Consider the following 14,424-nt stretch of genomic DNA (forward strand, 5'->3'; position numbering starts at 1 on the left):
ACGGCTGTTCTATCGGCATCGTGACTCCTGTCGCCGCGCCCGGCGCGGCATCACGAACGGAACGCGCACCATGGCCGATTTCACCCTTCCCAAGAACAGCAAGATCAAGAAGGGGAAGACGCACGCCGCTCCGGCGGGCGCGAAGAATGTGCGCAAGTTCACCATCTATCGCTACGATCCGGATTCGGGCGAAAATCCGCGCTATGACGAATTTTCGATCGACCTGGACGATTGCGGCCCGATGGTCCTCGACGCGCTCATCAAGATCAAGTCGGAGGTCGATCCCAGCCTGACCTTCCGCCGGTCGTGCCGTGAAGGGATCTGCGGATCCTGTTCGATGAACATGGACGGCAAGAACGGCCTGGCCTGTACCACCGCGATCGAGGATATCCGCGGCGACATCCGCATCACTCCGCTGCCGGCGATGGATGTGATCAAGGACCTCGTCCCCGACTTCACCCATTTCTATGCGCAATATGCGTCGATCAAGCCGTGGCTCCAGACCGTGTCCCCCGCCCCTTCGGGCAAGGAGCGGCTGCAATCGCCCGAACAGCGCGAGAAGCTGGACGGCCTGTACGAGTGCATCCTGTGCGCCTGCTGCTCGACCAGCTGCCCGAGCTATTGGTGGAACAGCGACCGCTTCCTCGGCCCGGCGATCCTGCTTCAGGCCTATCGCTGGCTCGCCGACAGCCGTGACGAGATGACCGGCGAGCGGCTGGACGATCTGGAGGATCCGTTCCGCCTCTATCGCTGTCACACGATCATGAACTGCGCGACCGTCTGTCCCAAGGGTCTGTCCCCGGCCAAGGCGATCGCCGAGATCAAGAAAATGGAAGCCGAGCGGGTCGTTTGAGCAGCGAGGAGCCGTTCTTCACCTATGCGGACGATCCCGAACTTTCCGGCTGGAAGCGCTGGGAGTTACGCGATCCGACGCGGTTCAACGCCTTTCTCGGCCCGCTCCTGACCCGGATGGAGGGCGAGAAGGCGCTGGTACGGATGGTGCCGCAGCGCCAGCATTCGAATCTCCAGGAATCGACCCATGGCGGCGCGTTGCTCGGCTTCATGGACGCGGCGCTGTTCGCCGCCGCCCGCACCTTTGGCCTGTTGACCGCGGGACGCGCCGTGACGCTCGACCTGTCGGCGCAGTTCATCAGCACCAGTATCATCGGCGATCCGATCGTCGCCGAGGTCGAACTGCTGCGTGAAACCGGCCGGATGCTGTTCATGCGCGGCCTGGTAACCCAGCACGGCAATGTGCTCGCCAGCTTTTCCGGCACCGTGCGCAAATCGTCTCCGCCCCGGGCATGACCCGGGTTCTCGAACGCTATCAGGCGCTGGTCGCCGCCGGCGAATTGCGCGCCGATCCGGACCAGGCGACGGCGGCGCGCCGGCTCGATGCGCTTGCCCATGAACTCGAACAGGGACCGCGCAAGGGGAGCGTGCTGTGGCGGCTGGCCGGTCGCACGCCAGAGGCGCCACGCGGCGTCTATCTGTGGGGCGGTGTCGGGCGCGGCAAATCGATGCTGATGGACCTGTTGTTCGCCAGCGTTCGCATCGAACGCAAGCGGCGGGTGCATTTCCACGAATTCATGATCGAGGTGCATGCCCGTATCGCCGAAGAGCGCCGGAAAGAGGCCGGCGACCCGATCGTGCCGGTCGCGCGCGCGCTGAGCGAGGACCTGCGCCTGCTCGCATTTGACGAGATGGTCATCAACAACACCGCCGATGCGATGATCCTCAGCCGCCTGTTCACCGCGATGATGGCACAGGGATTGACCGTCGTGGCAACGTCGAACCGGCCGCCCGACGACCTGTACAAGGACGGACTGCAACGCGAGCATTTCCTGCCCTTCATCGCGTTGCTCAAGGAAAAGCTCGACGTGCTGCCGCTCAACGGCCCGACCGATTATCGGCGCGACCGGCTGGGGCGGATGGACACCTGGCTGGTCCCGAACAATCCGGCGAACACGGCGACGCTCTCCGCCGCGTTTTTCCGCCTGACCGATTATCCGGTAGAGGATCGCGCCAATGTGCCGAGCGACAACCTGACCGTACAGGGTCGCACGCTGCATGTGCCGAAAGCGCTGAAAGGGGTCGCCGTCTTTTCATTCAAGCGGCTGTGCGGGGAAGCGCGCGGCGCGGCGGACTATCTCGCGATCGCGCGGCGCTATCATACCGTCATCCTGGTCGGCATCCCGGGCCTGGGGCCGGAGAACCGCAACGAGGCGGCCCGCTTCGTCACGCTGATCGATGCGCTGTACGAACATAAGGTGAAGCTGCTGGCGATGGCCGACGCCGCGCCGATCGACCTGTACCGCGAGGGCGACGGGAAATTCGAGTTCGAACGGACGGTAAGCCGGCTGATGGAAATGCAGTCGGAAGACTATCTGGCGCAGGGGCATGGCGGATAGCGCTCACGCGGAGCGCCTCACCCACACCCTCTATTGCAATTGCTTCGCAACTGCAAAGATTTCCTTGACAGGCCGTGATTCACGGTTGCCGCCGACGGTCAAACGGCCTAAGGCGCGGGCCGTTCCCTGCGGCCCGCATTGTGTCCGGAGCCGCCCAACATAAGGCTTTAGGGAGGTTCATTTGGCCCGCAAGAAGATCGCCCTCATCGGCGCCGGCAATATCGGCGGCACCCTCGCCCACCTCGCCGCGCTCAAGGGGCTTGGCGACATCGTGCTGTTCGACGTGGTCGAGGGCGTCCCCCAGGGCAAGGCGCTGGACCTGAGCCAGTGCGGCCCGGTCGAGGGGTTCGACGCAAAGATCACCGGCACCAACGATTATGCCGATATCGCCGGCGCGGACGTCATCATCGTCACCGCCGGCGTCGCCCGCAAGCCGGGGATGAGCCGCGACGACCTGCTGGGCATCAACCTGAAGGTCATGAAGGCCGTTGGTGAGGGCATCGCCGCGAACGCGCCCGACGCCTTCGTCATCTGCATCACCAACCCGCTCGACGCGATGGTGTGGGCGCTGCGCGAATTTTCGGGCCTGCCGCACCAGAAGGTGGTCGGCATGGCCGGCGTGCTCGACAGCGCGCGGTTCAGCCACTTCCTCGCCGACGAGTTCAAGGTGTCGGTGAAGGACGTGAACAGCTTCGTGCTGGGCGGCCATGGCGACACGATGGTCCCGGTGCTCGAATATTCGACCGTCAGCGGCATCCCGGTCAGCGACCTGATCGAGATGGGCTTTTCGACCAGGGAGCGGATCGACGCGATCGTCCAGCGCACGCGCGGTGGCGGCGGCGAGATCGTCGGCCTGCTCAAGACCGGATCGGCCTTCTACGCCCCGGCGACCAGCGCGATCGCGATGGCGGAGAGCTATCTCTATGACCAGAAGCGCGTCCTGCCCGCCGCCGCGCACCTGACCGGCCAATATGGCGTCGATAATCTATATGTCGGCGTGCCGATCGTGATCGGCGCGGCGGGCGTGGAAAAGATCGTCGAGATCAAGCTGGGCGACGAGGCGAAGGCCAATCTCCAGGTCTCGGTCGATGCGGTCAAGGAACTGCTCGTCGCCTGCAAGGGCATCGACGGCTCGCTGGGCTGATCGGTTCGACGGAGGCATCAATGACCCCCCTTCCCTTGCTTGCCGCTGCGACGCTGCTCCTGGGCGCCGCGCAGGGCAGTGTCGTCCTGCATGGCACCAAGCTGCCGATCGCGCCGGCGACGGCGGAGGACATGCGCGGCGCGCTCGCCGCATGTGAGGGGATCACCTCTGCGGACTGGCTGGACATGGGCAAGCTGCGCGGCGAACTGGGGTGGAAGGATCTGCTTCCCGAACCGCGCAACCGCGCCCGCCCGGTCACCGGCGTGCTGCAAAAGCCCGGCAATCCGACCCTGATCGCGATCAGCGGCGCGGAGCTGAAGAGCAAACAGTGCGTGGTCGTCGCGCGGATCGACGATCCCAACCGCTACCACCCGACTGCCGAGGCGCTGAGCAAGGCGATCGGCATGCCCAAGTCGCGCGAGGGCAATATGTACACCTGGCAGAATGGCCCGGTGACGATCCGCATGGTGCCGGCCGGCAGCCGCGAAGCCCCCAATATCGAGTTCGCCGTCACGTCGAGCGTGAGCCGGAAGGACAAGGGGTGAGCCTGTTCGCGATCGCGGCGCCGGTACTCGGCATGGCATTGGGCGGCGTGCAGGCCGCCCCCGCCCCCTCGCCGCTGTTCGGCGCGTTCAAGGCGGCGTGCTATGACACGCGCGAATTCGCCGGCGTCGCCCCCGCCGCAAAGGCCGCCGGCTGGACCGAAGTTCCCGAAGCGCAGGCCGATCGCCGGATCGCGACGATCGTCGCCAAGGGGCGCGACGCGATGAAGGCCGAGGAGCCGGGGGCGAGCGTCACCGGCCAGGTGTTCCGCAAGCGGATCGACGGGCGCGACGTGTGGCTGGTCACCAGCCGCGTCCAGTCCACGGAAGGCTGGTGGGCCAATGGCTGCCGCGCCTACGACCTCGACATGCCGGCCGCGCCGCCGCGCCAGACGCTCGACGGCTGGGTCGGCAAACCGCCGACCACCGCCGCCGCCAGCGGCAACGCCACCAAGCGGCTGTGGGAGCCGTGGAAGCCGGGCGTCACGCTCGAAATCACCTATGTGCCGCGCGACAATCCGCTCGGCGCCACTTACGGCATCCAGGGCCTGGTCCTGGTTGCGAAAGCCATCGGAGGGTTCTGAATGTCCATTCTCATCGACCGGAACACGAAGGTCATCACCCAGGGTATGACCGGCGACACCGGCACCTTCCACACCCAGCAGGCGCTGGCCTATGGCACGCAGATGGTCGGCGGCGTCACCCCGGGCAAGGGCGGCACGACGCATATCGGCCTGCCGGTGTTCGACACGGTCGCCGAAGCGAAGAGCAAGACCGGCGCGGACGCGAGCGTGATCTATGTCCCGCCGCCCTTTGCCGCCGATTCGATCCTGGAAGCGATCGACGCGGAAATCCCGCTGATCGTGTGCATCACCGAAGGCATTCCGGTGCTCGACATGGTGAAGGTGAAGCGCGCGCTGTCGGGCAGCAAGTCGCGCCTGATCGGGCCGAACTGCCCCGGCCTGCTGACCCCGAACGAGTGCAAGATCGGCATCATGCCGGGCAGCATCTTTTCCAAGGGATCGGTCGGCGTCGTCAGCCGTTCGGGAACCCTGACCTATGAAGCGGTGTTCCAGACCACGAATGCGGGCCTGGGCCAGACCACGGCGGTCGGGATCGGCGGCGATCCGGTGAACGGCACCAACTTCATCGACGTCCTGGAACTGTTCCTGGCCGATGACGAAACCAAGTCGATCATCATGATCGGCGAGATCGGCGGCGATGCCGAGGAACAGGCGGCGCAGTTCCTGATCGACGAGGCGAAGCGCGGCCGCAAGAAGCCGATGGCCGGCTTCATCGCGGGCCGTACCGCGCCTCCGGGCCGTCGCATGGGCCATGCCGGCGCGATCGTGTCGGGCGGCAAGGGCGATGCGGAGAGCAAGATCGCGGCGATGGAGGAGGCGGGCATCCGCGTCTCGCAATCGCCCAGCCTGCTCGGCGAAACGCTGGTCGAGGCTCTGAAGGGCTGATCGGCCTGCCACTCCCGGCATTTGGCCGGGGCGACGAAGGATGATGACGATGGGCGCTGAGGGCCTGGATTTCGCGGAGATCGCCGGCGGCGTGAGCCCGGCGTTCGTCGAGACGCTGTACGCCAAGTGGAAGGCGAACCCGTCCGCGGTCGAGCCGGGCTGGCGCGCATGGTTCGACGGCCTGGAAGGCGCGGTGAGCGGGCCGAGCTGGGCCAACCCGGCATGGCCGCTTGCGGACACCGACGCGCTGACCGCCGCGCTCGACCCGACCCAGATGGAGCCGGCGCCCCGCCCGGCCAGGGGCGCGCCCGCGCCGGCCGCCGCCACCCCCTCTGCCGATGCGATCCGTCAGGCGGCCGACGCGTCGATCCGCGCGATGACGCTGATCCGCACCTATCGCGTGCGCGGGCATCTGGCGGCCAATCTCGACCCGCTGGGCCTGTCGGAGCATGAACTTCCCGCCGACCTGCGCACCGAATATCACGGCTTTACAGACGATCAGATCGACACCCCCGTCTATCTGGGCGGCGTGCTGGGCCTTGAAAGCGCGACGATCCGCGAGGTCGTGAACATCCTGCGTGCGAATTACTGCGGGAATGTCGGCCTGGAATATATGCACATCGCCGATGTCGAGGAGCGGCGGTTCCTCCAAGAAAAGATGGAGGGCAAGGACAAGGCGATCGAATTCACCCCCAACGGCAAGAAGGCGATCCTGTCCAAGGTGATCGAGGCCGAACAGTGGGAGAAGTTCCTCGGCCGCAAATATGTCGGGACCAAGCGGTTTGGGCTGGACGGCGGCGAATCGATGATCCCCGCGATGGAAGCAATCATCAAATATGGCGGCCAGTTCGGCGTGCGCGAGATCGTGTACGGCATGGCGCATCGCGGCCGGCTGAACATGCTCGCGAACGTGATGGGCAAGCCCTATCGCGTGATCTTCCACGAATTTGCCGGCGGATCGGCCAATCCGGACGATATCGGCGGGTCGGGCGACGTCAAATATCACCTCGGCACCAGCACGGACCGCGAATTTGACGGGATCAGCGTCCATATGTCGCTGGTCGCCAACCCCTCCCATCTCGAAGCGGTGGACCCTGTGGTGCTCGGCAAGGTGCGCGCGCAGCAGACCAACCGCAACGACCTGACCGAACATGAACAGGTGCTGCCCGTGCTGATCCATGGCGACGCCGCATTCGCGGGCCAGGGGATCGTGTGGGAATGCCTCGGCTTTTCGGGCATTCGCGGCTACAACACCGGCGGCTGCGTCCATTTCATCATCAACAACCAGATCGGCTTCACCACCTCGCCCCAGTTCGCGCGCTCCTCGCCCTATCCGAGCGACGTGGCAAAGGGGGTTCAGGCGCCGATCTTTCACGTCAATGGCGACGATCCCGAAGCGGTGACCTTTGCCTGCAAGATGGCGATCGAGTTCCGCCAGCGGTTCAAGCGCGACATCGTGATCGACATGTGGTGCTATCGCCGCTTCGGCCACAATGAGGGCGACGAGCCGAGCTTTACCCAGCCGCTGATGTATGCCGCGATCCGGAAGCATCCCGGCGTCGCGGAACTCTACACCCGCCGGCTTGAGGGCGAAGGCGTGATCGATGGCGGCTTCGCGAAGAAGCATGTCGAGGATTTCACGGCGCATCTGGAAGAGGAATTCGACGCCGGCGCGACGTACAAGGCGAACAAGGCGGACTGGTTCGGCGGCCGCTGGCAGGGGCTTGGCGCCCCCGCCGATTCCGAATCCGCGCGCCGCAACGTGGAAACCGGCATCGACAAGAAGTTGTTCGAAAGCCTGGGCCGCACGCTGACCACGGTTCCCGACAGCCTGAACATCCACAAGACGCTGGGCCGCGTGCTCGACGCGAAGGCGACGATGTTCAAATCGGGCGATAATTTCGACTGGGCGACCGGCGAGGCGCTCGCCTTCGGGTCGCTGTTGTCGGAAGGCTATGGCGTGCGCCTGTCCGGCCAGGATTCGGGGCGCGGCACGTTCAGCCAGCGCCATGCCGTCTGGGTCGATCAGACCGACGAGCATAAATATATCCCGCTCGACGCGATCCCGCACGGCCGGTTCGAGGTGCTGGACAGTCCGCTGTCCGAATATGGCGTGCTGGGGTTCGAATATGGCTATGCGCTGGCCGATCCCAAGACGCTGGTGCTGTGGGAGGCGCAGTTCGGCGACTTCGCCAACGGCGCGCAGATCATGATCGACCAGTTCATCGCCGCCGGCGAGGCGAAGTGGCTGCGCGCCAACGGCCTCGTCCTGCTGCTGCCCCATGGCTATGAGGGCCAGGGACCCGAGCACAGCTCGGCACGGCCCGAACGCTTCCTTCAGCTGTGCGCGGGCGACAATATGCAGGTCGCGAACTGCACCACCCCGGCCAATTATTTCCACCTGCTGCGCCGGCAGATGCACCGCAACTTCCGCAAGCCGCTGGTCGTCATGACGCCCAAATCGCTGCTGCGCCACAAGATGGCGGTCAGCCGGACCGAAGATTTCCTGGGCGACAGGCATTTCATGCGGATCCTGTCCGACCCGTCGGCGCCCAAGGACAAGGACGTGAAGCGGCTGGTGCTGTGTTCGGGCAAGGTCGCCTATGACCTGATCGAGGCGCGCGACGCGGCAGGCGACAGGAATACGGCGATCGTCCGGATCGAACAGCTCTATCCCTTCCCGGGCGAACCGCTGACCGTGCGCATGAAGCGCATGACCAACCTCGAAGAAGTGGTCTGGTGCCAGGAAGAGCCTAAGAACAATGGCTATTGGACCTTTGTCGAACCGTTCATCGAGGAATGCATGATCGATGCCGGCATCGAGGCGCAGCGGCCGCGCTATGCCGGCCGCGCCGCGGCGGCATCGCCCGCGACCGGCCTGATGAAACGGCACCAGGCCGAACAGGGCGCGCTGGTCGCCGACGCGCTGGGCCATAACGTCCGCGAAGAAATCCGTCGCGCGCGCAAGACCCCCAAAAAGACCGTCGGCAAGGCCGGCTCGTAAGCTGATCCCCAGGAAGGACTGAACGATGGCAACCGAAATCCTCGTCCCCGTGCTGGGCGAATCGATCACCGAGGCGACGCTCGGCGAATGGCTGAAAAAGCCGGGCGAGGCGGTGGCCGCCGACGAGCCGGTCGCGAGCCTGGAAACCGACAAGGTCTCGGTCGAGGTCCCGGCACCGGCCGCCGGCGTGATGGGCGCGCATGCGGTTCAGGTGGGCGATACCGTCAATGTCGGCGCGATGATCGGCACGATCGAGGCGGGCGACGGCGCCGCCGCCGCCTCCCCGGCGAAGGCCGATGCGGCGCCCGCGCCGGCCGCGCCACAGGCGCCGTCCGAACCGGCGCAGGACGTCGAAGCCGCCGCCCTGTCGCCGTCGGTGCGGCGCGCGGTCCTGGAACATGGCGTCGATCCGGCGACCATTCGCGGCACCGGCAAGGACGGCCGCATCACCAAGGACGATGTCCTGGCCGCCGCTTCCGCCAAGGAGGATGCGCCTGCCGCGGCGCCGACGCCCGCTCCCGCGCCGGCCGCCGCCATGGCCGCGAGCGGTGCGCGCAAGGAAGAGCGCGTCCGCATGACCCGCCTGCGCCAGACCGTCGCCAAGCGCCTGAAGGACGCACAGAACACCGCCGCGCTGCTGACGACATTCAACGACGTCGATATGACCGCGGTGATCGAGGCGCGCGCGAAGTACAAGGACCTGTTCGAAAAGAAGCATGGCGTGCGCCTGGGCTTTATGGGCTTCTTTGTGAAGGCCGCGTGCATGGCGCTCAAGGACATCCCCGGCGTCAATGCCCAGATCGACGGCGACGAGATCGTCTATCACGATTATGCCGACATCTCGGTCGCGGTTTCCGCGCCGCAGGGCCTGGTCGTACCGGTGATCCGCGACGCCGACCAGATGAGCGTCGCCCAGGTCGAAAAGACGATCGGCGATTTCGGCAAGCGCGCCAAGGACGGCAGCCTGAAGATGGAAGAGATGAAGGGCGGCACCTTCACCATCTCCAATGGCGGCGTGTTCGGCTCGCTGCTCTCGACCCCGATCATCAACCCGCCGCAGAGCGCGGTGCTGGGCCTCCACCGCATCGAGGACCGCCCGGTCGTCCGCGACGGCCAGATCGTCATCCGCCCGATGATGTATCTCGCGCTCAGCTACGACCACCGCCTGGTCGATGGGCGCGAGGCGGTCACCTTCCTCGTCGCGCTCAAGAACGCGATCGAGGACCCGACGCGGTTGCTGATCGATTTGTAGGGGAGCGACTCAATGGGAATGGTGATCGTGCTGCGCCGCGCATCCTCTTCGGATATCGAGAGGCTGATCGCCGATCCTGATGATTGGGAAACCTTCGTCTACGAAGAGGGCGACCAGCAAAATGACATCGTCGATTTCGATAAAGCGTGGCACGCTTTGCATTTCATGCTGACTGGCGCGGCATACAATACGGACAGCCCGCTTGGCATCATTGCCAACGACGGTGAGACGATCGGCACCGACGAAAACGGCTTCGGCGGATTTACGGTTGTTTCGCCGGCGCAGATGAAGATGTTTGACGAGGCGTTGCGGCGGATAGACGATGCTGAACTGGCATCTCACTATGACCACGCGGCGATGCTGGAGCACGATATTTATATCGCCGACGCGTTCGCCGGACTGACTCGCGAAGAAGCATTGGAATACATATTTCAGAGCCTCCCCGCGTTGCGGGATCTAACGGCAAGTTGCGCCAAAGCCGGGGATGGTGCGCTTCGCATCCTGACCTGACGGACAGAAGAGAGACTTATGGCTGACTACGACTTCGACGTCCTTGTGATCGGTGCTGGCCCCGGCGGCTATGTCGCCGCGATCCGCGCGGCGCAGCTGGGCCTGAAGGTTGCGTGCGCCGAGGGGCGCGCGACGCTGGGCGGCACCTGCCTCAATGTCGGCTGCATCCCGTCCAAGGCGCTGCTCCACGCGTCCGAACTCTATGAGGAGGCCGCCGGCGGCGCGCTCGCCAAATTGGGCGTAAAGCTGGGGAGTGTCGAACTCGACCTCGACGCGATGCATGCGCAGCGGCTCGATGCGGTCAAGGGGCTGACCGGCGGCATCGAATTCCTGTTCAAGAAGAACAAGGTCGAATGGCTCAAGGGCTATGCCGCCTTCACCGGCAAGGACAGCGTGAAGGTCGGCGCCAATAATGGTGAGGGGCGTGAAGTCCGCGCGAAGAACATCGTCATCGCCACCGGCTCGTCGGTCACACCCCTTCCGGGCGTCGAGATCGACCAGAAGGTGGTGGTCGACAGCACCGGCGCGCTCGAACTCGCCAAGGTTCCCGCGCATCTGGTCGTGATCGGCGGTGGGGTGATCGGGCTGGAACTGGGCAGCGTCTGGCGCCGGGTGGGCGCAAAGGTCACGGTCGTCGAGTATCTCGACCAGATCCTTCCCGGCTTTGACGGCGACGTCCGCAAGGAGGCGCAGCGCCTGTTCAAGAAGCAGGGCATCGAGTTCAGGACCGGGACCAAGGTCACCGGCGTGTCCGTCAAGGGCGGCAAGGCGTCGATCACGATCGAACCCGCCAAGGGTGGCGCGACCGAGACGATCGAGGCGGACAATGTGCTGGTCGCGATCGGCCGCAAGCCAAATACCGACGGCCTGAACCTTGACGCCGCAGGTCTCAAGCTCAACCAGCGCGGCCAGATCGAGACCGATCACGATTTCCGCACCGCGACCCCCGGCGTGTGGGCGATCGGCGACGTCATCCCCGGCCCGATGCTGGCGCACAAGGCGGAGGATGAGGGGATCGCGGTGGCCGAGAATATCGCCGGCCTGACGGGAATCGTGAACCACGACCTGATCCCCAGCGTCGTCTATACCATGCCCGAAATCGCCGGCGTCGGCCTGACCGAGGAAGCCGCGAAGGAAAAGGGCGAGGTAAAGGTCGGCAAATTCCCGATGGCGGGCAACAGCCGCGCCAAGACCAATCATGAGCCGGACGGGTTCGTAAAGGTGATCGCCGACGCCAAGACCGATCGCGTGCTGGGCGTATGGATCATCACGTCCGTCGCCGGGACGATGATCGCGCAGGCGACGCAAGCGATGGAGTTCGGCGCGACATCGGAAGACATCGCCTATACCTGTCACGCCCATCCGACGCATAGCGAGGCGATCAAGGAAGCGGCGATGGCGGTGACCGGCAAGCCGATCCACGTCTGATCGTCCGCCGATAGCCCGGCGCCCGTGATCGGACGCCGGCGCGGGGTCACCCGCCCGGTCCCGGCACCCAGTCCGGCGGCGCGAGTTCGAATCCCGCAAAGTCGAATCCGGGAACGACGACGCAGCTGACCAGCGCCCAGCCCCGTCGCGCATGCGCCGCCTGCCATTGTCCGGCGGGAACCCTCAGCTGCGGCTGCTCACCTGCCGGGATGTCGGCGCCCAGCGCGATCGGCGACGGCATCGCCGCGTCGGTCGGCGCGATGAACAGGTCGAGTGGCGACCCTGCGTGCCACAGCCACAATTCGTCGGCATCGACACGGTGCCAGTGGGATCGCTGTCCCGCTTCCAGCAGGAACAGGATCGCGGTGCCGGGCGAGCGAGCCCCGCCGGCCGCCGGCGGCGCGCGCCATGTTTCGCGATACCACCCCCCTTCCGGGTGGGGAGCGAGGCGCAATGTATCGATGAGCTGAGACGAATCCTGCATGCTCCCTGAACTGCATGAAATGTTACGTTCATGAAACCCATCCCGAAAACCGTGCGTTTTGGAGAGCAGGATTCAGGTTGAGAATGGAGTTTCGACATGCGCAATTTCATGCTGGCGCTCGGCGCCGCATCGCTGGCGGTCCCCGCGACCGCGTTCCTGCCGGTCACGTCGAGCGACGCGCAGGCCCAGACGTCGAAGAAGCGGTACAGCTATCGCGAATGGCGCGGGCGTGACGGACGCCGCTATTGCCGCAAGCCCGACGGCACGACCGGGCTGGTGATCGGCGGTGTCGCCGGCGCGCTGGTCGGTCGTTCGATCGATACGCGCGGCGATCGCACCCTCGGCACCGTTCTGGGCGCCGCCGCCGGCGCGGTGGCGGGCCGCGAAATCGAGCGCAGCAGCAAGAAGCGCTGCCGCTGAGCAGCGTTACCGCTGAAGAAGCACGAAAATTTCGATCATCCGGGGCGCGGCAGGAAACTTCCGCGCCCCGTTTCGTTGGTGGAACATGTGAGGGGGGGCATCAATAGGGAGATGCCCGATGAAGACTGTGATGATTGCGGCGAGCGCCGCCGCGATGGCGCTGACCGGCGCCTGCACCGAATATGGCTATGGCCGCCCTGGCTATGCCAGTTCCGGTTATTGGGATGCGTCACGCTATTATCGTTCGGGCGACCGATATGGCGATCGGACGCTTGGGCGCGACGACAGCGTCTATGTCGGGTCCGACGGACGCTATTATTGCAAGCGCAGCGACGGCACGACCGGCCTGATCATCGGCGGGATCGCGGGTGGCGTGCTCGGCAACATCATCGCGCCGGGTGGGTCAAAGACGCTCGGCACGATCATCGGCGCGGCCGGCGGCGCGGCGATCGGCGCGTCGGTGGACAAGGGCGATGTGCGCTGCCGTTAAGGCCAGCGCGCGCCTAATCCGCTTTTAACGCAAAGGGTGTAGCGCGTGGGGCGATGCTCCGCGTGCTTACTCTTTCCTCGCTCTATCCCGACGCGTCGCGCCCGAATTTCGGCGTGTTCGTCGAGCGCCAGACCTGTGGCCTCGCGGCGCATCCGGACGTCGATCTGCGCCTCGTTGCGCCGATCGGGCTTCCCCCCTGGCCGCTGGCGCGTGCCGGGCGCTATGCCGCGCTATCCGCCCTTCCCCTCCATGAAGTCTGGAAGGGCGTGGAGGTGTTGAGGCCGCGCTTCGTCAACCTGCCCGGCACTGGCGGACGGTTTCACGCGGCGATGCTGACCCACCGGCTTCACCCCCTGCTCGCACGGCTTCGCCGGGACTTTCCGTTCGACGTGATCGACGCGAGCTTCTTCTACCCCGACGGCCCTGCGGCGACCGCCCTGGGCCGCGCGTTCGACGTGCCGGTGTCGATCAAGGCGCGCGGCGCCGACATCCACCATTGGGGCCATGCCCCGGCGACCGCGGCAAAGGTGCGTGCGGCGGGCTGCGCGGCGGACGGGCTGCTCGCCGTGTCGGAGTCGATGAAGGCCGACATGGTCGCGCTCGGCATGCCTGCCGAGCGGATTCGCATCCATCATACCGGCGTCGATCTCGACCGCTTCGCCCCGCGCGACCGGGCCGCTGAGAAGCGCGCGCTGGAGGTCCCCGGCCCGATGGTCGCATCGGTCGGCGCGCTGATCCCGCGCAAGGGGCATGATATCGTGATCGACGCGGTGGCCGCCCTGCCCGGCGTCCACCTGTTGATCGCCGGCGAGGGGCCGGAACGCCACCGCCTCGCCGCGCAGATCGCGCGGCTGGGGATCGGGGATCGCGTGCGGTTACTCGGCGGCGTCGCGCATGATGCGCTGCCGCCGCTGCTCGCGGCGGCGGACGTGATGGCGCTCGCCTCCGCGTCGGAGGGGCTGGCTAATGCCTGGCTCGAAGCACTGGCGAGCGGCACCCCGATCGTCATTTCCGATGCGGGCGGCGCGCGCGAGGTGGTGAACGGCCCGGCAGCGGGCATGGTGGTGGCGCGCACCGCCCCCGCCTTCGGCACTGCGATCCGGGCGTTGATCGATCAGCCGGTCGCCCCCGACGCCGTCCGCGCGGCGGCAACGCGCTTCACCTGGGCCGCAAACACGGCGGCGCTGTACGATCACCTGCGCGGACTTGTGGCGGCGCGCATCGTCGGTAGCGCATAGGGCCGCAGACGCCGGATCCGTCGAGCAGGGGC

The 14,424-nt window shown here is 66.1% G+C and carries 15 protein-coding genes; 14 read left to right on the plus strand and 1 reads right to left on the minus strand.

What is annotated here, in order from left to right; translation table 11 throughout:
• The first annotated feature begins 70 nt into the window (after window positions 1-70).
• The 11 genes from KF783_RS02075 (at window position 71) to lpdA (ending at window position 11,760) form a co-directional block, all read left to right on the plus strand.
• On the plus strand, window positions 71-853 hold the full coding sequence (locus tag KF783_RS02075) for a succinate dehydrogenase iron-sulfur subunit (RefSeq protein ID WP_294076225.1): 783 nt from the start codon (window positions 71-73) through the stop codon (window positions 851-853).
• Window positions 850-1,308, plus strand: coding sequence for a PaaI family thioesterase (locus tag KF783_RS02080; RefSeq protein WP_294076226.1), 459 nt, complete (start codon window positions 850-852; stop codon window positions 1,306-1,308). Before KF783_RS02075 ends, KF783_RS02080 begins: the two co-directional genes overlap by 4 nt.
• The gene (zapE, locus tag KF783_RS02085) at window positions 1,305-2,411 is read left to right on the plus strand and encodes a cell division protein ZapE (protein WP_294076227.1); all 1,107 of its coding nucleotides are present in this window, start codon (window positions 1,305-1,307) and stop codon (window positions 2,409-2,411) included. Before KF783_RS02080 ends, zapE begins: the two co-directional genes overlap by 4 nt.
• A gap of 181 nt (window positions 2,412-2,592) precedes the next feature.
• Complete coding sequence (mdh, locus tag KF783_RS02090) at window positions 2,593-3,555, plus strand: malate dehydrogenase (protein ID WP_294076228.1); 963 nt, start codon at window positions 2,593-2,595, stop codon at window positions 3,553-3,555.
• A 20-nt stretch (window positions 3,556-3,575) separates the two neighbouring features.
• On the plus strand, window positions 3,576-4,100 hold the full coding sequence (locus KF783_RS02095; protein WP_294076229.1) for a hypothetical protein: 525 nt from the start codon (window positions 3,576-3,578) through the stop codon (window positions 4,098-4,100).
• A complete protein-coding gene (locus KF783_RS02100; RefSeq protein ID WP_294076230.1) occupies window positions 4,097-4,681 on the plus strand; it encodes a hypothetical protein in 585 nt (194 codons plus the stop codon). The genes KF783_RS02095 and KF783_RS02100 overlap by 4 nt, the downstream gene beginning before the upstream one ends.
• Window positions 4,682-5,566 (plus strand): succinate--CoA ligase subunit alpha, encoded by an 885-nt coding sequence (gene sucD / locus KF783_RS02105; protein WP_294076231.1) that lies wholly within the window; start codon window positions 4,682-4,684, stop codon window positions 5,564-5,566.
• Between the two features lie 49 nt (window positions 5,567-5,615).
• Window positions 5,616-8,570, plus strand: a complete 2,955-nt coding sequence (locus KF783_RS02110; RefSeq protein WP_294076232.1) for a 2-oxoglutarate dehydrogenase E1 component — start codon at window positions 5,616-5,618, stop codon at window positions 8,568-8,570.
• Between the two features lie 25 nt (window positions 8,571-8,595).
• Entirely contained in the window at window positions 8,596-9,822 is a 1,227-nt protein-coding gene (odhB, locus tag KF783_RS02115; protein ID WP_294076233.1) for a 2-oxoglutarate dehydrogenase complex dihydrolipoyllysine-residue succinyltransferase, read from the plus strand.
• 18 nt (window positions 9,823-9,840) lie between these two features.
• The gene (locus KF783_RS02120) at window positions 9,841-10,332 is read left to right on the plus strand and encodes a YfbM family protein (protein WP_294076234.1); all 492 of its coding nucleotides are present in this window, start codon (window positions 9,841-9,843) and stop codon (window positions 10,330-10,332) included.
• Between the two features lie 18 nt (window positions 10,333-10,350).
• Entirely contained in the window at window positions 10,351-11,760 is a 1,410-nt protein-coding gene (lpdA, locus tag KF783_RS02125) for a dihydrolipoyl dehydrogenase (RefSeq protein WP_294076235.1), read from the plus strand.
• A 46-nt stretch (window positions 11,761-11,806) separates the two neighbouring features.
• On the opposite strand, the gene KF783_RS02130 is transcribed toward lpdA, so the two are convergent.
• A complete protein-coding gene (locus tag KF783_RS02130; RefSeq protein ID WP_294076236.1) occupies window positions 11,807-12,244 on the minus strand; it encodes a cupin domain-containing protein in 438 nt (145 codons plus the stop codon).
• Window positions 12,245-12,340: 96 nt separating this feature from the next.
• Between KF783_RS02130 and KF783_RS02135 the strand changes: the two genes are divergently transcribed.
• The 3 genes from KF783_RS02135 to KF783_RS02145 all read left to right on the plus strand — a co-directional run bounded on the left by KF783_RS02135 (window position 12,341) and on the right by KF783_RS02145 (window position 14,392).
• Window positions 12,341-12,664, plus strand: coding sequence for a glycine zipper 2TM domain-containing protein (locus KF783_RS02135; protein ID WP_294076237.1), 324 nt, complete (start codon window positions 12,341-12,343; stop codon window positions 12,662-12,664).
• A gap of 118 nt (window positions 12,665-12,782) precedes the next feature.
• Complete coding sequence (locus KF783_RS02140) at window positions 12,783-13,154, plus strand: glycine zipper 2TM domain-containing protein (protein WP_294076238.1); 372 nt, start codon at window positions 12,783-12,785, stop codon at window positions 13,152-13,154.
• A gap of 53 nt (window positions 13,155-13,207) precedes the next feature.
• Entirely contained in the window at window positions 13,208-14,392 is a 1,185-nt protein-coding gene (locus tag KF783_RS02145) for a glycosyltransferase (protein WP_294076239.1), read from the plus strand.
• Window positions 14,393-14,424 lie beyond the last annotated feature (32 nt).

Source organism: Sphingomonas sp. (genome assembly GCF_019635455.1).
In the GTDB taxonomy this organism is placed as follows: Bacteria; Pseudomonadota; Alphaproteobacteria; order Sphingomonadales; family Sphingomonadaceae; genus Sphingomonas.

What these genes read in the sequence shown, in the direction of transcription:
- KF783_RS02075 (WP_294076225.1), top strand. Translation starts at nt 71, where the DNA reads ATGGCCGATTTCACCCTTCCCAAGAACAGCAAGATCAAGAAGGGGAAG.
- KF783_RS02095 (WP_294076229.1), top strand. Translation starts at nt 3,576, where the DNA reads ATGACCCCCCTTCCCTTGCTTGCCGCTGCGACGCTGCTCCTGGGCGCC.
- KF783_RS02140 (WP_294076238.1), top strand. Translation starts at nt 12,783, where the DNA reads ATGAAGACTGTGATGATTGCGGCGAGCGCCGCCGCGATGGCGCTGACC.
- KF783_RS02120 (WP_294076234.1), top strand. Translation starts at nt 9,841, where the DNA reads ATGGTGATCGTGCTGCGCCGCGCATCCTCTTCGGATATCGAGAGGCTG.
- KF783_RS02130 (WP_294076236.1), bottom strand. Translation starts at nt 12,244, where the DNA reads ATGCAGGATTCGTCTCAGCTCATCGATACATTGCGCCTCGCTCCCCAC.
- KF783_RS02145 (WP_294076239.1), top strand. Translation starts at nt 13,208, where the DNA reads ATGCTCCGCGTGCTTACTCTTTCCTCGCTCTATCCCGACGCGTCGCGC.
- sucD (WP_294076231.1), top strand. Translation starts at nt 4,682, where the DNA reads ATGTCCATTCTCATCGACCGGAACACGAAGGTCATCACCCAGGGTATG.
- odhB (WP_294076233.1), top strand. Translation starts at nt 8,596, where the DNA reads ATGGCAACCGAAATCCTCGTCCCCGTGCTGGGCGAATCGATCACCGAG.
- zapE (WP_294076227.1), top strand. Translation starts at nt 1,305, where the DNA reads ATGACCCGGGTTCTCGAACGCTATCAGGCGCTGGTCGCCGCCGGCGAA.
- KF783_RS02135 (WP_294076237.1), top strand. Translation starts at nt 12,341, where the DNA reads ATGCGCAATTTCATGCTGGCGCTCGGCGCCGCATCGCTGGCGGTCCCC.
- lpdA (WP_294076235.1), top strand. Translation starts at nt 10,351, where the DNA reads ATGGCTGACTACGACTTCGACGTCCTTGTGATCGGTGCTGGCCCCGGC.
- KF783_RS02110 (WP_294076232.1), top strand. Translation starts at nt 5,616, where the DNA reads ATGGGCGCTGAGGGCCTGGATTTCGCGGAGATCGCCGGCGGCGTGAGC.